General features: G+C 71.4%; 20 protein-coding genes. 15 read left to right on the top strand and 5 right to left on the bottom strand.

The annotated features are described in order from the left end of the window. Positions 1 to 43: 43 nt before the first annotated feature. Positions 44 to 712 (top strand): GPP34 family phosphoprotein, encoded by a 669-nt coding sequence (locus ACFY1U_RS13595; protein ID WP_390694284.1) that lies wholly within the window; start codon positions 44 to 46, stop codon positions 710 to 712. A gap of 401 nt (positions 713 to 1,113) precedes the next feature. Here ACFY1U_RS13595 and ACFY1U_RS13590 read toward each other — a convergent pair whose 3' ends face one another. Then, a complete protein-coding gene (locus ACFY1U_RS13590; RefSeq protein ID WP_390694283.1) occupies positions 1,114 to 1,530 on the bottom strand; it encodes an SsgA family sporulation/cell division regulator in 417 nt (138 codons plus the stop codon). Between the two features lie 249 nt (positions 1,531 to 1,779). Here ACFY1U_RS13590 and ACFY1U_RS13585 point away from each other — a divergent pair, with 249 nt between their 5' ends. The 4 genes from ACFY1U_RS13585 to mmpA all read left to right on the top strand — a co-directional run bounded on the left by ACFY1U_RS13585 (position 1,780) and on the right by mmpA (position 4,286). Further along, the gene (locus ACFY1U_RS13585; RefSeq protein ID WP_390694282.1) at positions 1,780 to 2,856 is read left to right on the top strand and encodes a WD40/YVTN/BNR-like repeat-containing protein; all 1,077 of its coding nucleotides are present in this window, start codon (positions 1,780 to 1,782) and stop codon (positions 2,854 to 2,856) included. Between the two features lie 54 nt (positions 2,857 to 2,910). Then, positions 2,911 to 3,243, top strand: a complete 333-nt coding sequence (locus tag ACFY1U_RS13580) for a plasmid stabilization protein (protein WP_390694281.1) — start codon at positions 2,911 to 2,913, stop codon at positions 3,241 to 3,243. Between the two features lie 104 nt (positions 3,244 to 3,347). Beyond that, entirely contained in the window at positions 3,348 to 4,043 is a 696-nt protein-coding gene (locus ACFY1U_RS13575; protein ID WP_390694280.1) for an endonuclease V, read from the top strand. Positions 4,044 to 4,142: 99 nt separating this feature from the next. Continuing rightward, positions 4,143 to 4,286 (top strand): morphogenic membrane protein MmpA, encoded by a 144-nt coding sequence (gene mmpA / locus ACFY1U_RS13570; protein ID WP_181922587.1) that lies wholly within the window; start codon positions 4,143 to 4,145, stop codon positions 4,284 to 4,286. Positions 4,287 to 4,370: 84 nt separating this feature from the next. On the opposite strand, the gene ACFY1U_RS13565 is transcribed toward mmpA, so the two are convergent. Beyond that, positions 4,371 to 5,051 carry a GAP family protein gene (locus ACFY1U_RS13565; RefSeq protein WP_390694279.1) on the bottom strand — a complete coding sequence of 227 codons (681 nt, stop codon included), beginning with the start codon at positions 5,049 to 5,051 and terminating at the stop codon, positions 4,371 to 4,373. Between the two features lie 189 nt (positions 5,052 to 5,240). On the opposite strand from ACFY1U_RS13565, the gene ACFY1U_RS13560 reads away from it, so the two are divergent. Then, positions 5,241 to 6,113: a YhjD/YihY/BrkB family envelope integrity protein gene (locus ACFY1U_RS13560; protein ID WP_390694278.1), complete on the top strand. Its 873-nt coding sequence runs from the start codon at positions 5,241 to 5,243 to the stop codon at positions 6,111 to 6,113. Positions 6,114 to 6,174: 61 nt separating this feature from the next. Here ACFY1U_RS13560 and ACFY1U_RS13555 read toward each other — a convergent pair whose 3' ends face one another. Then, entirely contained in the window at positions 6,175 to 7,353 is a 1,179-nt protein-coding gene (locus ACFY1U_RS13555) for a saccharopine dehydrogenase family protein (protein ID WP_390694277.1), read from the bottom strand. A 186-nt stretch (positions 7,354 to 7,539) separates the two neighbouring features. Here ACFY1U_RS13555 and ACFY1U_RS13550 point away from each other — a divergent pair, with 186 nt between their 5' ends. From ACFY1U_RS13550 to ACFY1U_RS13530, 5 genes are all read left to right on the top strand, one after another. Next, the gene (locus ACFY1U_RS13550; protein WP_390694276.1) at positions 7,540 to 8,694 is read left to right on the top strand and encodes a CaiB/BaiF CoA transferase family protein; all 1,155 of its coding nucleotides are present in this window, start codon (positions 7,540 to 7,542) and stop codon (positions 8,692 to 8,694) included. Then, positions 8,691 to 9,833, top strand: coding sequence for an acyl-CoA dehydrogenase family protein (locus ACFY1U_RS13545; RefSeq protein WP_390694275.1), 1,143 nt, complete (start codon positions 8,691 to 8,693; stop codon positions 9,831 to 9,833). The genes ACFY1U_RS13550 and ACFY1U_RS13545 overlap by 4 nt, the downstream gene beginning before the upstream one ends. A gap of 41 nt (positions 9,834 to 9,874) precedes the next feature. Next, a complete protein-coding gene (locus tag ACFY1U_RS13540) occupies positions 9,875 to 11,089 on the top strand; it encodes an acetyl-CoA C-acetyltransferase (protein WP_390694274.1) in 1,215 nt (404 codons plus the stop codon). A 50-nt stretch (positions 11,090 to 11,139) separates the two neighbouring features. Then, complete coding sequence (locus tag ACFY1U_RS13535) at positions 11,140 to 13,314, top strand: 3-hydroxyacyl-CoA dehydrogenase NAD-binding domain-containing protein (RefSeq protein ID WP_390694273.1); 2,175 nt, start codon at positions 11,140 to 11,142, stop codon at positions 13,312 to 13,314. Between the two features lie 231 nt (positions 13,315 to 13,545). Then, entirely contained in the window at positions 13,546 to 15,174 is a 1,629-nt protein-coding gene (locus ACFY1U_RS13530) for a thiamine pyrophosphate-binding protein (RefSeq protein WP_390694272.1), read from the top strand. Positions 15,175 to 15,256: 82 nt separating this feature from the next. Here the strand turns inward: ACFY1U_RS13530 and ACFY1U_RS13525 are convergent, their stop codons facing one another. After that, positions 15,257 to 16,036, bottom strand: a complete 780-nt coding sequence (locus tag ACFY1U_RS13525; RefSeq protein WP_390694271.1) for a MerR family transcriptional regulator — start codon at positions 16,034 to 16,036, stop codon at positions 15,257 to 15,259. Between the two features lie 220 nt (positions 16,037 to 16,256). Here ACFY1U_RS13525 and ACFY1U_RS13520 point away from each other — a divergent pair, with 220 nt between their 5' ends. From ACFY1U_RS13520 to ACFY1U_RS13510, 3 genes are read left to right on the top strand one after another with little or no spacing between them, the layout of a single operon-like run. Beyond that, on the top strand, positions 16,257 to 17,723 hold the full coding sequence (locus ACFY1U_RS13520) for an amino acid permease (RefSeq protein ID WP_390694270.1): 1,467 nt from the start codon (positions 16,257 to 16,259) through the stop codon (positions 17,721 to 17,723). Between the two features lie 42 nt (positions 17,724 to 17,765). Next, positions 17,766 to 18,260, top strand: a complete 495-nt coding sequence (locus tag ACFY1U_RS13515) for a macro domain-containing protein (RefSeq protein ID WP_390694269.1) — start codon at positions 17,766 to 17,768, stop codon at positions 18,258 to 18,260. Next, the gene (locus ACFY1U_RS13510; protein WP_390694268.1) at positions 18,250 to 19,176 is read left to right on the top strand and encodes a PfkB family carbohydrate kinase; all 927 of its coding nucleotides are present in this window, start codon (positions 18,250 to 18,252) and stop codon (positions 19,174 to 19,176) included. The genes ACFY1U_RS13515 and ACFY1U_RS13510 overlap by 11 nt, the downstream gene beginning before the upstream one ends. Before the next feature lie 92 nt (positions 19,177 to 19,268). On the opposite strand, the gene ACFY1U_RS13505 is transcribed toward ACFY1U_RS13510, so the two are convergent. After that, entirely contained in the window at positions 19,269 to 20,756 is a 1,488-nt protein-coding gene (locus tag ACFY1U_RS13505) for a M1 family metallopeptidase (RefSeq protein WP_390694267.1), read from the bottom strand. A gap of 196 nt (positions 20,757 to 20,952) precedes the next feature. On the opposite strand from ACFY1U_RS13505, the gene ACFY1U_RS13500 reads away from it, so the two are divergent. Then, positions 20,953 to 22,902 carry a Xaa-Pro dipeptidyl-peptidase gene (locus ACFY1U_RS13500; protein WP_390694266.1) on the top strand — a complete coding sequence of 650 codons (1,950 nt, stop codon included), beginning with the start codon at positions 20,953 to 20,955 and terminating at the stop codon, positions 22,900 to 22,902. The last annotated feature ends 18 nt before the right edge of the window (positions 22,903 to 22,920 follow it).

Here is a 22,920-nt window from a genome sequence, read left to right as displayed (position 1 = left end):
TCAACGGATTAACCTCCCGCCCTCACCGCACGAAGGAGTCCCCGTGCCCCACGGCCCGCTCTCACTGCCCGCCCGGCTCTACCTGCTGGCCTGGGACACCGACACCGCCGAGGTCACGGCCACCGCCCGCCTGCACCACCTGGTGCGGGCCGGCGCCCTCACCGAACTGGCCCAGCGCGGTCTGCTCGTCGACGAGGACGGCATCGCCACGCCCGCCGACATGGACTCCCTCACCGGGGACGCCGTCCTCGACGGACTCCTGGAACTCGTCCGCGAGTCCCGGCCCCACCGCTGGCAGACCTGGGTGACGCTGCACGCGCGCGTGACCCTCGACGCCGTACGGGAGCAGCTGACGGCGGAGGGCTGTCTGCGGGCGGAGAAGAAGCGGGTCCTCGGGGTCTTCCCGAGCGTGGAGCACGTGCTGGCGCGGGCGGACGTCGTGGACGCGCTTCGTGCTCGGGCGCGGCAGGTCCTGGAGGGGCCTGTGCCGGTTGCGGAGGTCTCCGACCGGGACGCGGCCGTCGTCGCCCTCGCCGCCGCCGCGCTACTGCCCACGCTGGTGCCGGGCAAGGACCGCAAACGCCTCCACGCGCGCGTGGCGGAGCTCACCGAGCGCAGCGGGGCGGCGGCGCCCGCGCTGCGGAAGGTCGTCACCGAGGTGCACACGGCGGTGACCGCGTCCCTGACGGCGGTCGCGGCGGCGGGCGACTGATCCGCACCCTGCACCGGCGCCTCACCCAGATGTATGGGCCCTCGGCTCGGCGGACGGCGACCGGCTGGACCGCGACCGGGCCCTCGCAGCCGTCGCGGACATCGTGGCCGCGGTGTGCCAGGCCGGAGCGGGCCCGTTGCGCCCGGTCGGCGAACAGGCGAAAGGATCGTGGCCGCCCGCACCGACGCTGAAGGGGCGCCGCTGTTCGTCAGCGCCCACCGAACGTGATGGCAGGCCCCGGCGCCCCACCCTCCCCGAACCGGCCGCACTCGGAGTCGCCCGCGTCAGCGTGGGCTCGGCCATCGCCCGGTCAGCCCACGCCCTGGTCCACCGCGCCCCGCGGGAGCTGCTGGGGGCGGGGACACGTACCCGGCGGCCCGTCGCGCCTGCCCGCGCAGCGCTCAGCAGGCGTCCCGGATCAGCTCCGCCAGGTCGTGATCGAGATCCAGCTGGAGGTACTCCAGCCCCATGGGCACCAGCGCGCTCGTGGCGTCGAGGAACCGGCGTATCTCGTGCGACCGGACGTGCACGACGGCCGTGCCCTCGGGGGCGTGGAACTCCAGGACGGTGCGCTCGTAGCCGTACGGCCGCACGCGCACGTCGCCGTGGCCCTCCGGCTCGTGCAGACCGGCCGCGAGGAGCTCGCGGGCGAACGTCCAGCAGACCTCCACGCCCTCCAGGGTGGCCGGCGCCGGAAAGGTCATACGGACCGCGAACGGGTCGCTGCGGTCGTAGTGCAGCTTCGCCGGGATGCTCGGCATGCGCGGCGCGGCGGCGACGAGGCGGGCCTCCACGGGTTGTTCGATGACGGTGGACAACGCCTTGCTCCCTTGTGACGTCTGGACGGACTTCCGAGTGGATTGGGCGGGCACTGCTAGAGACGCTGGAATCAGCCAATCCGTGCACACCGATGTCGAGTGACCTGCGTCACCGCATTCATGCACAGGAGTGACGCAGTCCATTTCCTGTGCACCGACGGGCAGTTGTGGAATGGGCCGCCATCTGGACGGCGTCCGGGGCGTCGGATAGCTTCGCCCGCCATGAGGCGTATGGGGAACACGCGACGAATGAGACGTACGTTTCGGACGGTGGCCGCGGGGGCGGTGTGCTCGGTGGCGCTGGCCGCCCTGACCGCCGTACCCGCACAGGCACAGCAGCCCGGGCACCGGGCGCCGCACTGGGAACTCAAGGACACCGGCGCGACCGGTGTGCGCTTCCGGGGGCTGTCGGCCGTCAGCCGGGACACCGCCTGGGTGGCCGGGACCGGCGGCACCGTGCTGCGCACCACCGACGGCGGGGCGAGCTGGCGGAACGTCTCTCCGCCGGGCGCCGGCGCGCTGCAGTTCCGGGACATCGAGGCGTTCGACGCGCGGCGCGCCGTGGTGCTGGCCATCGGCGAGGGCGAGGCCTCCCGCGTGTACCGCACCGACGACGGCGGCACGACCTGGACCGAGTCCTTCCACAACACCGACACCAAGGCCTTCTACGACTGCCTCACCTTCTTCGACCGCCGCCACGGCCTCGCCATGAGCGACCCGGTGGACGGCAAGTTCCGCATCCTGTCGACCGGTGACGGGGGCCGCTCCTGGAAGGTGCTCCCGAGCGACGGCATGCCGACCGCGCTGGACGGTGAGGCGGGTTTCGCGGCGAGCGGGCAGTGCCTGGTCGCCTCCGGCCCCTCGGACGTCTGGCTGGCCACCGGCGGCGGTGCACGCGCGCGCGTGCTGCACTCCGCCGACCGCGGGCTCACCTGGACGGCCACCGACACACCGGTCCCGGCGGGCGACCCGGCGAAGGGTGTCTTCGCACTCGCCTTCCGCGACCGCACCCACGGCCTCGCGGTCGGCGGCGACTACCGCCCCGACCAGGCCTCCCCGCAGGCCGCGGCCCACACCCCCGACGGCGGCAGCACCTGGCAGCCCGCCGCCACCCCGCCGCCCGCCTACCGCTCCGGCGCCGCCTGGCTCCCGCACAGCCGCACCGCCGCCCTCGCGGTCGGCCCCACCGGCACCGACCTGACCACCGACGGTGGCCGCACCTGGCGGACGGTCGACACGGGCTCGTACGACACCGTGGACTGCACGGCGGATCTGGGCTGCTGGGCGGCGGGGGAGCAAGGGAGGGTGGCTCGCCTGGAGCGGTGACGCACGGGGTGAATGCGGGTACTCGGCCGCCGACTGCGAAAGGAGTGAGCGAGCATGCCCGCAGGTTCCAGCTCCAAGCGTGAGCGCCAGTACGAGCACATCAAGAAGAGCGCGCAGGACCGGGGTGAGAGCACCGGACGGGCCGAGGAGATCGCGGCGCGGACCGTGAACAAGGAGCGCGCCCGGTCCGGCGAGTCCAAGTCCGCCAGCCGCAGCTCCACGAAGGACATGTCATCCGGCAGGCGCGGTGGTCAGCGGTCCGGCCAGGGCTCCCAGGGCCCCACCCGCGACCAGCTGTACAACGAGGCCAAGCAGCGCGGTATCGAGGGCCGTTCGAACATGAACAAGGACCAGCTGCAGCGCGCGCTGAACGCGAAGAAGGGCTGAGCCCCCGTCCCCCGCGACAGCGAGGGTCATCGCCGTCGCGGGGGTTCGTGCGCCCGGTGCCACGCCTCCGCCGCCCGCCCCGGGGCCGTACGCTCGTCCCCATCATGACGACCGTACGCATCCCCGCGGGGTGGCCCGCGACCGAGGAACAGGCCCGCGCCGTACAGGACCGACTGCGGGCACGGGTGGTGCTCGACGAGCCGGGACCACCGCCGGGCACCGGACATGTCACCGGTGTCGACGTGGCGTACGACGACGAGCGGGACGTCGTCGCGGCCGCGGCGGTCGTCCTGGACGCGGCGACCCTGGAGGTCGTCGCGGAGGCCACGGCGGTCGGCCGCATCTCCTTTCCGTACGTCCCCGGTCTGCTCGCCTTCCGCGAGATCCCCACGGTCCTCGCCGCCCTCGACGCCCTGCCGTGCCCGCCCGGCCTGGTCGTCTGCGACGGCTACGGTCTGGCCCACCCGCGCCGCTTCGGCCTCGCCAGCCACCTCGGCGTCCTGACGGGCCTGCCCACGATCGGCGTAGCGAAGAACCCCTTCACCTTCACCCACGCCGACCCGGACGCCCCGCGCGGCAGCACCTCACCCCTCCTCGCCGACACCGAGGAGGTCGGCCGCGTCCTGCGCACCCGCGACGCCGTCAAACCGGTCTTCGTGTCGGTGGGCCACCGGGTGAACCTCGACAACGCCTGCGCCCACACCCTGGCCCTCACCCCGGAATACCGCCTGCCGGAGACGACCCGCAGGGCGGACGCGCTGTGCCGCCGGGCGCTCCGGGAGGCGACGATCCTCCGCTGAGCCATGCTTCGGGGCGCAGGTGCCGCGCGTGATCTGAGTACCTGGACTGAGTACCCGTACGGATGCCGGTGCGGTGCGCCGGTCGGCAGGCTGTGCCCCATGACGACGCACCGCGCTTCGAAGCCCCTCGCCGATCCCAACCGTCCCGTGGAGCGGGCCGTGACGGCCGCGCTGGTCCTTGCCGTGCTGGCGGGGCTCGGCTGGATCGCCGGGATGCTCTACACGGTGGCGGGGTGGTCCTAGCCCCTGTTCCAGGGGTGCGACAGCGCCGCCTCGGGAACCGGACCGCGCGCTCGACGGGCAGGCCGAGCCGCGCCGGACATGAGGTCAATGGGCCAGCGCGTAGGCACTTCTCCCCGCCAGCAACAGCCCCACCACGACACTGCCGTACACGATCGCCTGTTCCGCGTGGCCCTGCATCCAGGAGCGCAGCTCTTCCAGCCGGTGCCGGGCGGACGCCGGCTTGAAGACCGCATACAACTCCGCGGCGAGCAGCGTGGCGGTCGCGACGACGCAGTACGCGACCAGTACCAGCCAGGTCGTGGGCTCGGAGCCGTCGGCCTCCACCATGGTCACGGCGCCTGCGGCGACGAGGCCCCACGGCTGCAGAAGAATGGCGAGTCCCGCCGCCGGCCAGAGTGCGCCGCGGTCCAGCCGGGAGGTGAGGAAGGCGGACGACCCGCCCTTCGACGGCGAGGCGTCGGCGCCGGACGGATCGTGGTGAACGGCCCTTCGGCGCCTGTGGATGCCGTACGCGACCAGCGACACTCCGATGGCGACCTTGATCGCGAGGTTTGCCGTGGACGGAGGCGACCTCGGCTCCGGGGGCTGCCCGCCGGTCACCGTCAGGACGAGAGCGATCACCGCGACGAGACACGCCAGCCATCCCGTGATGAAGGCGAGCCCTGTCCGAACGCCTCTGACGGACACCACCACCAGGACGAACGCCATGAGGGGGAGCGGGTCGAGCGTGATGGCGAGGGCGATGAGCAGGAGGTCGAAGACCATGGGCGATCCCAACGGGCACCGTACGGGGCGAGCCTATGCACGGCTGTGACCCACCGCATCTCAGATGACGGCCGAGCCGGCCTTGCCCCGTGCCCGCGGCAGGGTGCCGTGGCCCGCTTCGTCGCGCACTCTGGAGAGGGAAGGGGTGCCGATGGAGACTCGCGGCTGATGCGGCGTGGGGATACGGGCGTGGACTCGCGCGCGTCACGGTGGCGTGGCCGTCTCGGGGAACTGACGGCCCGGCTGAAAGCCGTGCACGCGCGCCTGGAGATCCGCTTCCCCGTCATCACAGCACTTCTGGACCGCATGGTGGCGGTGAACATCTTCGACTCCGCCACCCGCATCGCGGCGCAGGTTTTTCTGACCGCGGTCCCGTTGCTGTTCGTGCTGAGCGCGTACGCGCCCGAGGCGGTGCAGACCCAGGTCGTCAAATCGGTCTGCGCCATCTTCGGTCTGAGCGGGCAGTCGAAGGCCCAAGTGCAGCAGGTGTTCCAGCCGTCGACCAACGATGTGCGCCAGGCGATCGGAGTGGTGGGCGGGCTGATGGTGCTGCTGTCGGCCACCGCGGTGAGCCGCGCGGTGCAGCGGTTGTGCAGACGGGCCTGGCTGCTGCCCCAAGGAGGAACGAAGGTCGCTCCGTGGAGGTGGCTCGCATGGATCGTCCTGTGGCTCGCCGCGTTGGTCGCGCAAGGGTTGTCGCGCGACGGGTTCGGTTTGGGGACCTGGCTGGGAATTCCGGTCGTTCTGGTCATGCAGACGGCCATGTGGTGGTGGACCCAGCATCTGCTGCTCGGCGGAGTCGTCCGCTGGGCGCCCCTGCTGCCGGGGGCTGTCCTCACGGCGATCGCGGTCGGCTGCCTGTCCGCGACCGCACACTTCTACATGCCGCGGGCGCTCGACCGGGCCCTGTCCGACTACGGTTCCGCGGGTTCGGTCTTCGTCCTGCTGTCCTGGCTGATCGTCGTGTCCGTGGCCATAGCCGTAGGGCTCAGTGCGGGCGCCGTACTGTCCCAGGAGCCGTTCCTGCGGCGCCGCCTCGGAACCCCGGCATCGCCTCCCTGACGGACACCTGCCGGGGAGTCCGCCCACGCCCCGCTCGCGCCTGCCCCTCGGCACTGCCGATTCACCGGCTGGACGCCACCCGGAAGGTGATCCCCGCCCGCCGCAGCCGTTCCGTGAGCGCGTCGCCCATGGCGACCGCCGTGGTGACCTGACCGGACGTCGGAGGCAGGTCGTCGAAGGCCAGCGACAGCGCCGACTCGGCGAACATCTTCGCCGTCTCGTCGTAGCCGGGGTCGCCGCCCGCGACCTCCGTGAGCACCTGCCGGCCGCCGCCCTCGCCCACGAAGCGGACCCTGAACCAGCTCTTCGCCCGCCTCTCGGCGCTCGGCCCCTCGCCGGGCCTCAGCCGGTCGGACAACCAGCGGCGTGCGGGCGGCAGTTGGGCGGCCGCGAAGAGCCCGCCGACGGCCGCGATCCCGCCCACGGCGACGGGCAGGTGCCGCACCGCCGCGTAGTGGCGGTAGCGGAAGTCGGGGCCGTAGCGCTCCAGGGCCTTCGCGGAGCGGCCCACGATCTGCGCGTCGATGGTCGGCAGCGGCAGCGCCCACGCGCCGACCTCCTTCGCGAACCGCGGCACACCCGTGGGCGCGGCGGCCCGCCGCCCCACCAGGCGCGGCTCGTGCCGCTTGCGGTCGCGCTCGGCGGCCAGCATCGGCCGCACCCGCGAGAACTGGTTCAGCGCCGAGGCGAACGTCCCGCCGGAGAAGGCCGCGTCCGCCGTCACGAACCCGTCCACCGTCAGCGGCACCCCCTCGGGCAGTTGCCGCACGGTGAAGTACGCGCCCAGGTCATGCGGGATCGAGTCGAACCCGCAGGCATGCACCAGCCGCGCCCCGGTCTCACGCGCGCGTGCATCGTGGCGGACGTACGTCAGGTCCACGAACTCCGGCTCACCGGTGAGGTCGAGATAGTCCGCACCACTGTCCGCGCAGGCGGCGACCAGCTCCTCGCCGTACGTCACATACGGCCCCACCGTCGTGGCCACCACGCGCGCGTGCTCCGCGAGTGCGCGCAGCGATGCCGGATCGGCCACGTCCGCCCGCAGCACCCCGACCTTCCCGGTGCCGGGCAGCCGCTCGCGCAGCCGCTCCAGCTTCTGCTCGCTGCGGCCCGCGATCGCCCAGCGCAGATCGTCGGGCGCATGCGCTGCGAGGTACTCCGCGGTGAGCGTCCCGACGAAGCCCGTGGCTCCGAAGAGCACGAGGTCGTACGGACGGTCCGTCCTGTTCAGCCTGCTCATGACACCCCTCGGTCCGCAGCACGCGCCGTTGTCGGTGGCCGAGGCTAGCGTGAAGGGTGCGAAGCCCGACGACGAGCCCCCGCACAACTTGGCTAAGCGCTTGCTCTCCCGGGTCTTGTGTCCGCTGGAACCTGTTTCTAACATCACTAGTGTTACAGCAGTTGTGTCACAACCCCTGGGGACTGCATGGCAGAGGCAAAGACGCCTGGACACGGCCCGCTTTCCGGCGTGCGCGTGGTCGAGCTGGCCGGTATCGGGCCGGGTCCGTTCGCCGCCATGCTCCTCGCCGACCTGGGCGCCGACGTCGTCCGCGTGGACCGCCCCGGCGGCGTCGGACTCGCGATCAACACGGAGTACGACATCACCAACCGCAACAAGCGCTCGGTGATCGTCGACCTGAAGTCCGCGGACGGCCCCGCGCGCGTCCTCGACCTCGCCGCACGCGCCGACATCCTCATCGAGGGCTACCGCCCGGGAGTGGCCGAACGCCTCGGCGTCGGCCCCGAGGCCTGCCACGCCCGCAACCCGAAGCTCGTCTACGGCCGGATGACCGGCTGGGGCCAGCAGGGCCCGCTCGCCCACCGAGCCGGCCACGACATCGCGTACATCGCCCTCACCGGCACCCTCGGCATGATCGGCGGCCCGGACGAGCCCCCGGCCGTCCCCGCCAACCTCCTCGGCGACTACGCGGGCGGCTCCCTCTACCTGGTCGTCGGCGTCCTCGCCGCGCTCCACCACGCGCGCGGGGGCGGCGCCGGCCAGGTCGTCGACGCCGCCATCGTCGACGGCACCTCCCACCTCGCCGCGATGATCCACGGCATGCTCGCCGCCGGCGGCTGGCAGGACCGCCGCGGCGCCAACCTCCTGGACGGCGGCTGTCCGTACTACGGCACCTATGAGACGGCCGACGGCAAGTACATGGCCGTCGGCGCCCTGGAGCCGCAGTTCTACGACGAGTTCGTGCGCGTCCTCGGCATCCCGGAGCACGCCGACGCCCGCAAGGACTGGACCCGCTGGGGTGAACTGCGCGAGGCGGTCGCGGCCGGCTTCAAAGCCCGCACCCGGGAGGAGTGGACGGCCCTCTTCGAGGGCTCCGACGCATGCGTGGCGCCCGTGCTGTCCCTGCGCGAGGCCCCCGACCACCCGCACCTCGCCGCCCGCGGCACCTTCACCGACCACGGCGGCATCACCCAGCCGGCCCCCGCCCCCCGCTTCTCCGTCACCCCCACGGCCGTACGCACCGGCCCCGCGCAGCCCGGCGCCGACACCGCCGGCGTGGCGCGCGACTGGGACGTACCCGACCTCCTGAAGGACCAGGAACTCATGAAGGGCTCCGAATGAAGCGGCAGATCTTCGCCCCTGAGCACGACGCGTTCCGCGCGACCGTGCGTGCCTTCCTGGCCAGGGAGGTGCTGCCGTACTACGCGCAGTGGGAGAAGGACGGCATCGTCTCCCGCGACGCCTGGCGGGCCGCCGGCAAACAGGGGCTGCTCGGACTCGCCGTGCCCGAGGAGTACGGGGGCGGCGGTACCTCGGACTTCCGCTACGCCACCGTACTGGCCGAGGAGTTCACCCGAGCGGGCGCTCCCGGGCTCGCCCTCGGCCTGCACAACGACGTCATCGGCCCGTACCTCACCGGCCTCGCCACCGACGAGCAGAAGCGGCGCTGGCTGCCCGGATTCTGCGACGGCTCGATCATCACCGCCATCGCCATGACCGAGCCCGGCGCCGGCTCCGACCTCCAGGGCATCCGTATGCACGCCGAGGACCGGGGCGACCACTGGCTGCTGAACGGCGCCAAGACGTTCATCTCCAACGGGATCCTCGCCGACCTGGTGATCGTCGTCGCGAAGACGACACCGGAGGGCGGCGCGCACGGACTGTCCCTCCTTGTCGTCGAACGCGGCACGGCCGGCTTCGAACGCGGCCGCAACCTCGACAAGATCGGCCAGAAGGCGCAGGACACGGCCGAGTTGTTCTTCACCGACGTGCGCGTGCCCAAGGAGAACCTGCTCGGCACGCTCAATGGCGCCTTCGGCCATCTGATGACCAACCTCGCGCAGGAGCGCCTGAGCATCGCCGTCGCCGCGATCGCGGCCGCCGAGCACCTGCTGGAGATCACCACCGAGTACGTCAAGGAGCGCGAGGCCTTCGGCCGGCCGCTCGCCACCAAGCAGCACATCCGCTTCGAGATAGCGGAGATGGCCACCGAGTGCGCCGTCACGCGCGCGTTCCTCGACCGCTGTGTCGAGGACCATGCGGACGGCCGGCTCGACGCCGTGCACGCCTCCATGGCCAAGTGGTGGGCGACCGAGCTGCAGAAGCGGGTCGCCGACCGATGCCTCCAACTGCACGGCGGCTACGGCTACATGACCGAGTACCCGGTCGCCCGGGCCTTCACCGACGGCCGTATCCAGACCATCTACGGCGGGACCACCGAGATCATGAAGGAGATCATCGGCCGTTCCCTGCTGGGCTGAAGCTCATCGCCCGGCCGACCCTCACCCCGAAAGGCTTTCCAGTGAGCACCGAAGCGTACGTGTACGACGCGATCCGCACCCCGCGCGGCCGCGGCAAGGCGAACGGCTCCTTGCACGGCACCAAGCCCATCGACCTGGTCGTCGGGCTCATCCACGAGATCCAGGGCCGCTTCCCCGGCCTGGACCCGGCGGCCATCGACGACATCGTGCTCGGCGTCGTCGGCCCGGTCGGCGACCAGGGCTCCGACATCGCCCGCATCGCCGCCGTCGCCGCAGGCCTCCCGGACACGGTCGCCGGCGTACAGGAGAACCGCTTCTGCGCGTCGGGTCTGGAGGCCGTCAACATGGCCGCCGCCAAGGTCCGTTCGGGCTGGGAGGACCTGGTCCTCGCGGGCGGCGTCGAGTCCATGTCCCGGGTGCCGATGGCCTCCGACGGGGGCGCCTGGTTCAACGACCCGATGACCAACCTCGCCGTCAACTTCGTGCCGCAGGGCATCGGCGCCGACCTGATCGCCACCATCGAGGGATTCTCGCGGCGGGACGTCGACGAGTACGCGGCGCTCTCCCAGGAGCGGGCGGCCACGGCCTGGAAGGAAGGCCGCTTCGACCGCTCCGTCGTCCCGGTGAAGGACCGCAGCGGTCTGACGGTCCTCGACCACGACGAGCATCTGCGCCCCGGCACCACCGCCGACTCCCTCGCCAAGCTGAAGCCGTCCTTCGCGGACATCGGAGAGCTGGGCGGCTTCGACGCGGTGGCGCTGCAGAAGTACCACTGGGTCGAGAAGATCGACCACGTCCACCACGCGGGCAACTCCTCCGGCATCGTCGACGGCGCCTCGCTGGTCGCGATCGGCTCCAAGGAGGTCGGCGAGCGCTACGGCCTCACCCCGCGCGCGCGGATCGTCTCCGCCGCCGTCTCCGGCTCCGAGCCGACCATCATGCTCACCGGTCCCGCGCCCGCCACCCGCAAGGCGCTCGCCAAGGCGGGCCTGACCATCGACGACATCGACCTCGTCGAGATCAACGAGGCGTTCGCGGCGGTCGTCCTGCGCTTCGCGCGGGACATGGGCCTGTCCCTGGACAAGGTCAACGTCAACGGCGGCGCGATCGCCCTCGGCCACCCGCTCGGCGCGACCGGCGCGATGATCCTCGGCAGCCTCGTCGACGAACTGGAGCGCCAGGACAAGCGCTACGGCCTCGCGACCCTCTGCGTCGGCGGCGGCATGGGCATCGCCACGATCGTCGAACGCATCTGAACACCCGGCGGAACCAAGAGACTTCACAGACTTCAACGGAGACCCCCGTCATGACGCAGAGCACCACCATCCGCTGGGAACAGGACCGCACCGGCGTCGTCACCCTCGTCCTCGACGACCCGAACCAGTCCGCGAACACCATGAACCAGGCGTTCCGCGACTCCCTCGCCGTGATCACCGACCGTCTCGAGGCCGAGAAGGACTCCATCCGCGGCATCATCCTCACCTCCGCCAAGAAGACCTTCTTCGCCGGCGGCGACCTGCGCGACCTCATCCGGGTCACCCCGGAGACCGCGCAGGACCTCTTCGACGGCGGCATGGCGATCAAGCGCAACCTGCGCCGCATCGAGACCCTGGGCAAGCCGGTCGTCGCCGCGATCAACGGCGCGGCCCTGGGCGGCGGCTACGAGATCGCGCTCGCCTGCCACCACCGGGTCGCGCTCGACACCTCCGGCACGAAGATCGGCTGCCCCGAGGTCACCCTCGGCCTGCTCCCCGGCGGCGGTGGCGTCGTGCGCACCGTACGCCTGCTGGGCATCGCCGACGCCCTGCTGAAGGTGCTGCTGCAGGGCACCCAGTACAACGCGCAGCGCGCCCTGCAGAACGGCCTGGTCGACGAAGTGGCCGCCACTCAGGACGAGTTGCTCGCCAAGGCCCGCGCCTTCATCGACGCCAACCCCGCATCGCAGCAGCCCTGGGACAAGCCCGGCTACCGCATCCCCGGCGGCACCCCCGCCAACCCCAAGTTCGCCGCCAACCTGCCCGCCTTCCCGGCCACCCTGCGCAAGCAGACGGGCGGCGCGCCCTACCCGGCGCCGCGCAACATCCTCGCCGCGGCTGTCGAGGGCTCCCAGGTCGACTTCGAGACCGCGCAGGTCATCGAGGCGCGCTACTTCGTGGAGCTGGCCGCCGGCCAGACGTCCAAGAACATGATCCAGGCCTTCTTCTTCGACCTCCAGGCCGTCAACTCCGGTGCCAACCGCCCCAAGGGCGTCGAGCCGCGTCCGGTCCGCAAGGTCGCCGTCCTCGGCGCCGGGATGATGGGCGCGGGCATCGCGTACTCGTGTGCCCGTGCGGGCATCGAGGTGATCCTGAAGGACGTGTCGCTCGAGGCGGCCGTCAAGGGCAAGGGCTACTCCGAGAAGCTGTGCGCGAAGGCCGTCTCCCGGGGCCGTACGACCCAGGAGAAGGCGGACGCGCTGCTCGCCCGCATCACGCCGACGGCGAACCCGCAGGACGTGGCCGGCTGCGACGCGGTCATCGAGGCCGTGTTCGAGAACCCGGAGCTCAAGCACAAGGTCTTCCAGGAGATCCAGCACATCGTCGAACCGGACGCGCTGCTGTGCTCCAACACCTCGACCCTGCCCATCACCGCGCTGGCCGAGGGAGTGGAGCGCCAGTCGGACTTCATCGGTCTGCACTTCTTCTCGCCCGTGGACAAGATGCCGCTCGTGGAGATCATCAAGGGCGAGCGGACGGGCGAGGAGGCCCTCGCGCGCGCCTTCGACCTGGTCCGCCAGATCAAGAAGACCCCGATCGTCGTCAACGACTCGCGTGGCTTCTTCACCTCCCGGGTGATCGGCCACTTCATCAACGAGGGTGTCGCGATGGTCGGCGAGGGCATCGAGCCCGCGTCCGTCGAGCAGGCGGCGGCCCAGGCGGGCTACCCGGCCAAGGTCCTCTCCCTGATGGACGAGCTGACGCTCACGCTCCCGCGCAAGATCCGCAACGAGTCGAAGCGGGCCGTGGAGGAGGCGGGCGGCACCTGGCCGACGCACCCGGCCGAGGCGGTCATCGACCGCATGGTCGACGAGTTCGGACGCACGGGGCGCAGTGGGGGAGCGGGGTTCTACGACTACGACGAGGAGGGCAAGCGGGCGGGGCTGTGGCCCGGGTTGCGGGAGCACTTCACGAAGCCGGGGCAGGAGATCCCGTTCCGGGACATGCAGGAGCGGATGCTCTTCTCCGAGGCGCTCGACACGGTGAAGCTCCTGGAGGAGGGGGTGCTGACGTCGGTGGCCGACGCGAACATCGGCTCCATCTTCGGGATCGGGTTCCCCGGCTGGACGGGTGGTGTCCTGCAGTACATCAACGGCTACGAGGGTGGTCTGCCGGGCTTCGTGGCACGCGCGCGTGAGCTGGCGGACCGCTACGGGGAGCGGTTCACGCCGCCTGCGCTGCTGGTGGAGAAGGCGGAGAAGGGGGAGCGGTTCGCGGACGCGTGACCCCCTGCGGCGGAGGGTGTTTCGCCCCCGCCGCCCCTACCGCCTGACGGCTTTGAGGAGCGGGGGCCCGGGGGCTGGCCCCCGGTACGGGACGGGTAGGGGCGGCGGGGGCGAGATCCGTCGGTGGGCCGTACCGCTGAGCGACACGACCCCCCTTGCCGCCCGCGGCATGCGCCCGGCACGCTGAGCCGCGAAAGGCCCGCACGGCTGCCGCCCCCTGGAGGAGCCCCCATGGGATACCGCCCAGCCCTCGCCCTGCTGGAGATCCTGCGCGGCGAGGGCGTGGACCGCGTCTTCGGCAACCCCGGCACCACCGAACTCCCCTTCCTCGCCGCCCTGGCGGACACCCACGACGCCCCCGAGTACGTCCTCGGCGTCCACGAGGGCTCCGTCGTCGCCATGGCCGACGGCTACGCCCGCGGCACCGCCCGCCCCGCCTTCGTCAGCCTGCACATCGCCGCCGGCCTCGCCAACGGTCTGATCGGCCTGCTCAACGCCCGCCGCTCCCGCACCCCCCTCGTGGTGACGGCGGGCCAGCAGGACCGCCGCCACCTCCAGCAGGACCCCATGCTCTCCGGCGACCTCATCGGCCTGGCGGCCCCCGCGGTGAAAGCCACCTTCGACGTCCAGCACGCCCACGACCTCCCGCTCGCCCTGCGCCGCGCCTTCGCCCTGGCCGTACGGCCGCCCGCCGGACCGGTGTTCCTGTCCGTCCCCATGGACCTGCTCGGCGAGGACACCGAGGTCGAAGTCCCGGCCCGCACCCCCACACCCCCGCCGGGACCGGCCCCCGGCCTGGAGCGCGCGGCCCACCTGCTCGGCGCCGCCGCCCGCCCCGCGATCGTCGCCGGGGACGGGGTGGGCCGCGAGGACGCCGTCGCCGCGCTGGTGCGCACGGCGGAGGCGTGCGGCGCCGTGGTCCACCACCAGCCGATGGCCGACTGCCTCAACTTCCCCACCACGCACCCCCTCTACGCCGGGATGCTGCCGCCCCGCCACGACGCCATCCGCGAGGCCCTCGCCGCATACGACACCGTGCTGATCGCCGGCGCGCACGCCTTCACGCCTCACCACTACACCCCCGGGCCCGCGCTGCCGCCCGGTCTCACCGTCGTCCAACTCGACTCGGACCCGCACGAGATCGGCCGCAACTTCCCCGCCGCCGCCGGACTCGTGGGCCCCCTCGGCGCCTCCCTGCACCGCCTCGCCGAACTGCTGCCCGACCGTGTGCCCGCCCACACCGCCAAGGCCCGCACCCTGCGCGCCGGCGAACGGCACACCGCCGAACGCGACCGCGCCGAGTCCGCCGCCCGCGCCACCTACTCCCCGGCACCCCTGGCGCCCTGGGCCGCGGCCCACGCCGTGGCCCGTGGACTGCCGACCGACGCCGTGGTCGTCGAAGAGGCCATCACCGTCGGCCTGTTGCTCCGCCGCTTCGTCCGCCTCGACCGCCCCGGCAGCTACATGCACACCGTCGGCGGCGGCCTCGGCTGGGGCATCGGCGCCGCCGTCGGCCGCGCCCTCGCCGAGCCCCGCCGCCCGGTGGTCGCCGTCCTGGGCGACGGCTGCACCCTGTTCGGTCTCCAGGGACTGTGGAGCGCCGCCCGCCAGAACGTCCCCGTCCTGTTCGTGGTGATGAGCAACGGCGTCTACCAGACCCTCCAGGACACCTACGGGGCCATGGGCCGCCAGGGTGTCTGCCCCGGCACGGAGCTGGGTCCACTGGACTTCACCCAGGCGGCGCGCTTCTTCGGGGTCGACGCGGTACGTGCGGACAGCGCGGACCATCTGCGTGAACTGGTTGCCGGGGCGGGCGAGTTGACGGGGCCGCTGCTGGTGGACGTACCCCTGCGCCAGTGACTTTCCGAGCCAGGCCCGCCCGGCTTCCCGCCCTAGGTGGTGGCAGGGGAGCGGGGTCCTGACCGGTCAGACGCTCAACGTGTCAGGAGGGCCGGCCGTGCTCCGAGACGCCGTGCTCCGAGACGCCGTCCTCTGGGAGGCCGAGTGAGGCGTCGAGCCACTGGTGCACCTCCTCCTTCAGCGACCGCTGGAAGGTCGTCAGCAGCGCCTGCACCACGATGGGCTGCATGTGCGCGGACAGCGACTTCACGTCCTGCTCCGCCCGCTCGGACACCTCGCCCCGGAACAGCTGGGACAGCTCGTGCGCGGCGGCCCGCGAGTGCTCGATCAGCACCCTGCGCGCCGCGAGGATCGCCTCCTGGGACAGCGGTACGTCGAGGAGCTGCACGGCGAGCCGGAGCAGGCCGGAGTCGACGCGGTACGAGTCCCCGTCCCGCCGGATCACGTTCATGGCGCACAGCCGCTCGACCTCGTCCTCGGTCAGCGGCCGCCCGGCCCGGCGCCGCAGCTCCGCCGCGCTCACGGTCTCCACGGTGTCCGGCGCCCAGGACGCCACCACGGCCCGGTGGATCGCCAGGTCGTGGTGGCTGAGACCGGGCGGCAGCTGCGCCATGTACCGCTCGATCGCCGCCAGTGTCATGCCCTGGTGCTGCAGTTCCTCGATCAGCGCCAGCCGGGCCACGTGCTGCTGCCCGTAGCGGCCCACGCGGCGCGGACCGATCACCGGCGGCGGCAGCAGCCCCTTGGTGCCGTAGAACCGGACCGTGCGGACCGTGACGCCGGCCCGCGCTGCCAGTTCGTCGATCGTGAGTGTCGGCTCCGCGGTGTCGCTGTCGGTGTCGCTGTCCGTGTCGGTCGTCATGTGCAGCAGTATCGCTGTCACACCAGTACTGCGAAACCCGGTACGAGAGGCCCGTGAGGCCTGTGAGAAGTACCGCTCTGTGATCTATGCCATCGCATGCCCGCCGCCACCTGGGGGAAGGTGCCGCGTTGGTCCGCGTCTTCCACCGAAGAGCGCCGACCGAGTACGTCCGGACACCCGAGCGCGACCCGCTCGGGCGCACCAGAGAGTGGAACCACCTGTGAGCAAGGACGCCGTGGACACGGCACAGGCCGCCACCCGGACCGACGCGGCCCAGGCGCCCGCGGACGCGGGCGACGCCGGCTACAGCAAGGACCTCAAGGCCCGCCACGTCAACATGATCGCCATCGGCGGCGCCATCGGCACCGGCCTCTTCCTGGGTGCCGGCGGCCGCCTGCACAACGCGGGCCCGGCCCTCGCGCTCGCCTACCTGGTGTGCGGGATCTTCGCCTTCTTCGTCGTCCGGGCGCTGGGCGAGCTGGTCCTGTACCGCCCCTCCTCCGGTTCCTTCGTGTCGTACGCGCGTGAGTTCCTCGGTGAGAAGGGTGCGTACGTCGCCGGCTGGATGTACTTCCTGAACTGGTCGACGACCGGAATCGCCGACATCACGGCGATCGCGCTGTACACGCACTACTGGAGCATGTTCACGAGCATCCCGCAGTGGGTGCTCGCCCTGATCGCGCTGGCCGTCGTGCTCGCCGTGAACCTGATCTCGGTGAAGATCTTCGGCGAGATGGAGTTCTGGTTCGCGATCATTAAGGTGGCCACGCTCGTCGGCTTCATGCTGATCGGCATCTTCCTGCTGGCCACCCGGCACGAGGTCGGCGGACACACGCCAGGGCTGTCCGTGATCAACGACCACGGCGGTGTCTTCCCGCACGGCCTGATGCCGGTCGTCCTCGTCATGCAGGGCGTGATCTTCGCGTACGCCGCGCTGGAACTGGTCGGTGTCGCCGCGGGCGAGACCGCCGAGCCGGAGAAGGTCGTCCCGCGCGCGGTGAACTCCATCATGTGGCGCGTGGGCCTCTTCTACGTCGGCTCGGTCGTCCTGCTGGCCCTGCTGCTGCCGGGTTCGGTGTACTCGGCGGACGAAAGCCCCTTCGTCACGGTCCTGTCGAAGATCGGCATCCCGGCGGCGGGCGACGTGATGAACCTGGTGGTCCTGACGGCCGCGATGTCCTCGCTGAACTCGGGTCTGTACTCGACGGGCCGTATCCTGCGCTCGATGGCGACGGCGGGCTCGGCCCCCAGGTTCACGGCGCGCATGAACCGCAGCCAGGTTCCCTACGGCGGCATCCTGCTCACCTGCGCGGTGTGCGTGCTCGGCGTCGGCCTCAACTACCTCATGCCGAGCCAGGCCTTCGAGATCGTGCTGAACGTGGCCTCGCTCGGCATCGTCTCGACCTGGGTGATCATCATGATCTGCCACCTGGTCTTCGTCCGCCGCGCCAAGGCGGGCCTGGTCGCCCGCCCGTCCTTCCGCCTTCCCGGCAGCCCGGTCACGGAGATCACCACGATCGCCTTCCTGCTCGCCGTGCTCGCCCTGATGTGGAACGACCCCGACGTCGGCCGCAAGACCCTCCTCCTCATCCCGGTGATCGCCGCCATGCTGGTGGCCGGCTGGTTCGCGGTACGCCGTAGGGTCATACGCAACGGCGACCGGGAACTGACCGACCTGACGAAGTAGCAGGCCAGGGCCACTGTCAGTGGCCTCGCCTACGGTGGCGTCATGTCGGAGATCATCTATGTCCGGGGTGACGCCACCGTTCCTTCGGTGAAGGGCGTCAAGGTGATCGCCCATGTCTGTAACGACATCGGGGGATGGGGAAAGGGCTTCGTCCTGGCCGTGTCACGCCGCTGGCCCGAGCCGGAGGCGGCGTACCGCGCCTGGCACCGCGACCGCGCGGCGAACGACTTCGGGCTCGGCGCGGCCCAGTTCGTCCAGGTCGAGCCGTATGTGTGGGTGGCCAACATGGTCGGCCAGCGCGGGATCCGGACCGGCAGCAAGGGCGTCCCGGTGCGCTACGAGGCGATCGACGCGGCCCTCGGCGCACTCGCCGGCAAGGCTCTGGAACTGGGCGCCTCCGTCCACATGCCCCGGATAGGCTGCGGTCTGGCCGGCGGCAAGTGGTCCCGCGTCGAACCGCTGGTCACCGAGCGGCTTGTGAAGCGGGGCGTGCAGGTCACCGTCTACGACCACGGGGAGGCCAGAGTTGAGTCGTGACACCGACGTCCTCGTGCTGGGCGGCGCCGGCGTGGACATCATCGTGTATGTGCCGGAACTGCCGCTGCCGTACGCCGACAGTTACATGATCGAGCGTGGCATCCGGACCCGGGCCGGGCAGACGGGCGACTTCGTCGCCCTGGGGCTCGCCGCGCTCGGCCTGCGCGTCCATCACCTCGACATGCTCGGCGACGATCCCGAGGGCGACCTCGTCCGCGCCCTGCACCGGGACAAGGGCATCGCGCTCACCGCCGTCCAACACGCCGCCGGCACCAAGCGCGCGGTCAACCTGGTCGGCCCCGACGGCAGACGCCTGTCGCTGTACGACGTGAGCCGGACGCAGGGGGAGGACCGCTTCCCGGAGGACACCGTGCGCGCCCTGGCCGGGGCGAGCCGGCACGCGCACGTCGCCATCACGCAGCCCTGCGCCCATGCGCTGCCACTCCTGCGCGAGTCGGGAGCCACCCTCTCCACCGACCTGCACGACTGGGACGGCAGGAACACCTACCACGAACCCTTCGCGTACGCGGCGGACGTGGTGTTCCTGTCCGCCGCGGCCCTGACCGACCCCGAGCGGACCATGCGCCGCATCGCGGACCGCGGCCGGGCCGAGGTCGTCGTCGCCACGGCCGGTGCCAAGGGCGCGTACCTCCTGGCCGACGAAGAGCTGACCCACGTGCCACCCGTCGCACCGCCCGCCCCGGTGGTGGACTCCAACGGCGCGGGCGACGCCTTCGCCGCGGCCTTCCTCCACGGCTGGCTGAACCGCGAGACCCCACAGCGCTGCGCCCTGTACGGCGCGGTGGCCGGTGCACACGCATGTACGGTGCCCTCGACGGAGACGGAGGCAATACGCCGCGAAGAACTCCAGGCAAGGGTTGCCGTTGCAGGGGCTGCGGGTGCAGCGGGCCTTTAGGGGCGCGGGGCTGTCACATCAGCGGCTCCGCCGCGCGGCGCGACCAACCACAGACGGCCCGCAGTCCCCACACCACCGAACCCGGTAAACGCTCAGTGGACGCTGTTCGTGGCCTCGATCTTCTTCCACGACTTCGGCCGCACCGGAGCAGCCGCCGACTTGGCGATGGCCACTCGCTTCGCCGCCGGCGCGGCCGGCTTCACCGGCTGGAACAGCCACGTGTCGAACAACGAGGACAGCGACTTCCCCGACACCTGCTCGGCGTATGCCTGGAAGTCGGCGACAGAAGCGTTGCCGTACGCGTGCGTCTGCGGCCACCCCTTCAGAATGGCGAAGAAGGCGTCGTCGCCGACCGCGTTCCGCAGCGCCTGCACCGCCAGCGCCCCCCGGTCGTAGACAGCGATGTCGAACTGGTTGTCGGGCCCGGGGTCGCCCGGCTTGACCGTCCAGAACGCGTCGTCCGCGGGGTGCGAGGCGTACACGTAGTCGGCGAGCTGCTGCGTCGTGCCCTCGCCCTCGTGCTCGGACCACAGCCACTGCGCGTACCGCGCGAAGCCCTCGTTGATCCAGATGTCCTTCCAGCCCTTCAAGGACACGCTGTCCCCGTACCACTGGTGCGCCAGCTCATGCACGACCACCGAGGTGTTGGAGCCGTTCGCGAACTGCTTCGGGCTGTAGTACACGCGGGTCTGCGTCTCCAGCGCGTACCCGGTGGTCGTGTTGGGCACATACCCGCCGGCCGAGCTGAAGGGATACGGCCCGAAGTAGCCGCTCAGCCAGTCGACGAGCTCCCCGGTGCGCTCCACGCTCGCCCGCGCGGCTGCGTCGTTGTCGCCGAGGTCCTTGCTGTAGGCGTTGACGACCGGCACACCGCCCTCGGAGGTGCTGGTCGTGATGTCGAACTTGCCGACCGCAAGCGTGGCCAGATAGGTCGCCTGCGGCTTGTTCTCCCGCCAGTTGTAACGGGTCCAGCCGAGCTTCGAACTCGTTGACTGCAGTGTGCCGTTGGAGATGGCCTGGGTCCCGTCCGGCACGGCCACCGACACGTCGTAGGTCGCCTTGTCCAGCGGATGGTCGTTGCTGGGGAACCACCACCAGGCCGCCTCGGGCTCGTCCGCCGCGACGGCCCCGTCCGGCGTGCGGTGCCAGGTGTTGAAGCCGTACGCGCTCTTGGTGGACGGCACTCCGCTGTAGCGGACCACCACGGTGATCGGCGTGTCCTTGGCCAGCGGCGTCTTCGGCGTCACCACCAGCTCGTGCTGGCCCGAGGTCGCGAAGGACGCCTTGACGCCGTTGACCCGCACCTCGCTGACGTCCAGCAGGAAGTCCAGGTCGAAGCTCGACAGATCCTGCGTCGTCTTCGCCAGAATCGTCGCCGTACCCGCCAGCTCGTCGGTGGCCGGCTGGTACTGGAGCCGCAGGTCGTAGTGGGAGACGTCGTATCCGCCGTTGCCGTAGGCCGGGTAGTAGGGGTCGCCGATGCCCGGTGCGCCGGGGGAGTAGCTCGCGGCCGACGCCGGGATCGCCAGCATCAGCGACGCGGCAGCGAGTGCGCCCGGCGTGATGATTCTGCGGTGCACGAAAGCTCCAAGTCGTAGGAGTACGAGGTCTGTTCGGAGCCTATTCAGTCCCTGTGCCCCCGGGCATGTCCATGGCCCCACGTGTCACACGATCGCCATTCGGCCGACATGAGCAGCGGCCCCTGCTTCCTCACGGACCTCACAGGCGTCCGATTGCACTCTTCTGTACGGGAGTTGACCGTTGTACCGTCCGCGCATGCCCATACGCATGCGCTTCACGACCTGGAGACCGCTGGCAGCGGCGGCCGTCGCCGCCCTGATGGCAGCGTTCCTCACCCCCGCGGCGGCTCACAGTGCCCCGCAGGAGAGCCGCCCCGTCTACTCGTACGACAAGGCCATCCGCGAGGCCGTGTGGGTGGACACCGGACTCGACGGGGACGGCGACGGCAAGACCGACCGGGTCGCCGTCGACATCGTCCGCCCCCGCGAACCCGCCCAGCAGGGCCGCAAGGTTCCGGTCATCATGGACGCCAGCCCCTACTACTCCTGCTGCGGCCGCGGCAACGAGAGCCAGAAGAAGACGTACGACGCGAGCGGCAACGTCGTCCAGATGCCGCTCTTCTACGACAACTACTTCGTGCCCCGCGGTTACGCCTTCGTCGGCGTCGACCTCGCCGGCACCAACCGCTCCGACGGCTGCGTCGACGTCGGCGGCCGCAGCGACATCCAGTCCGCGAAGGCGGTCGTCGACTGGCTGAACGGCCGGGCCAAGGCGTACACGACCCGCACCGGCACCACCACGGCCAGGGCGACCTGGACCAACGGGAAGACCGGCATGATCGGCAAGAGCTGGGACGGCACGATCGCCAACGGCGTCGCCGCGACCGGCGTCAAGGGCCTCAAGACCGTCGTCCCGATCAGCGCCATCTCCTCCTGGTACGACTACTACTTCGCCAAGGGCGCCCCGCTCTACGACTCCGGCCCCGACTGGCTCTCGAACTACGTCGACAGCCCCGGCGCCCAGGCGAAGTGCGCCGCCGTCCAGCAGAAGATCGTCGACGGGGCCCCGCGCACCGGCGACTGGACGCCGTTCTGGACCGAACGCGACTACGTCAGGAACGCGAGCAAGGTGCGGGCCAGCGTCTTCCTCGTGCACGGCATGCAGGACCTCAACGTCCGCACCAAGCACTTCGGACAGTGGTGGGACGCCCTCGCCAAGAACGGCGTCGAGCGCAAGATCTGGCTCTCCCAGACCGGCCACGTCGACCCCTTCGACTTCCGCCGCGCCGCCTGGGTCGACACCCTGCACCGCTGGTTCGACCACGAACTCCTCGGCTACGACAACGGCATCGACCGCCAGCCGATGGCCGACATCGAGCGCCACCCCGACCAGTGGGTGACCTCGCGGTCCTGGCCCCCGAGCGGCACCCGCAGCACGACCCTGCGCCCCGGCCAGGGCACTCAGGCGGGCGTCGGGACTCTCGGCCTCACCAAGGGCGCCGGCACCGAGACCTTCACCGACAACCCGCAGCTGAGCGAGACCGACTGGGCCGCGAAGACCGACACGTCGACCCCCGACAAGGCCGGCTTCGTCACCGAGCCCCTCACCCACGACCTGCGCCTGTCCGGCTCCTCCAAGGTCACCGTCACCGCGACCCCGACCACGAAGACGGCCCACCTCTCCGCCGTTCTCGTGGACCTCGGCCCCGACACCATCCGTGACTACGCCGACTCCGCCGAGGGCATCACCACCCTCACCGACCGCACCTGCTGGGGCGCGAGCACGGCGGGCGACAGCGCCTGCTTCAAGGCCACCGAGGCCAAGAAGACCGCCGTCGACTACACGGTGTTCAGCCGCGGCTGGGCCGACCTCGGCAACTACGCCTCCGACCTGAAGGGCGTCCCGCTCACCCCGGGCAAGGCGTACACCATCACCCTGGACCTCGCGGCCACCGACCACATCGTCCCCGCCGGCCACCGCCTCGCCCTGATCGTCGCGGGCACCGACAAGGACCTCATCGACCCCCCGACCGACAAGCCGACGCTCACCCTGGACCTGACCCGCACCTCGGCCGACGTCCCGCTGGTCGGCGGCGCGGCAGCCTTCGCCGGCGCCACCTCCGGCAAGCAGTCGGCAGTACCTGCTGCAACGCCGCTCAAGGGCGTACGCGACCCGAGCGCCGCGCACCGCGTGCCCATCGGCTGAGCAGGGGTGCGCAGTGGC

This window comes from Streptomyces sp. NPDC001351 (assembly GCF_042896045.1).
Classification (GTDB): Bacteria; Actinomycetota; Actinomycetes; order Streptomycetales; family Streptomycetaceae; genus Streptomyces.
This window is presented reverse-complemented; position numbering and strand designations above follow the sequence as displayed.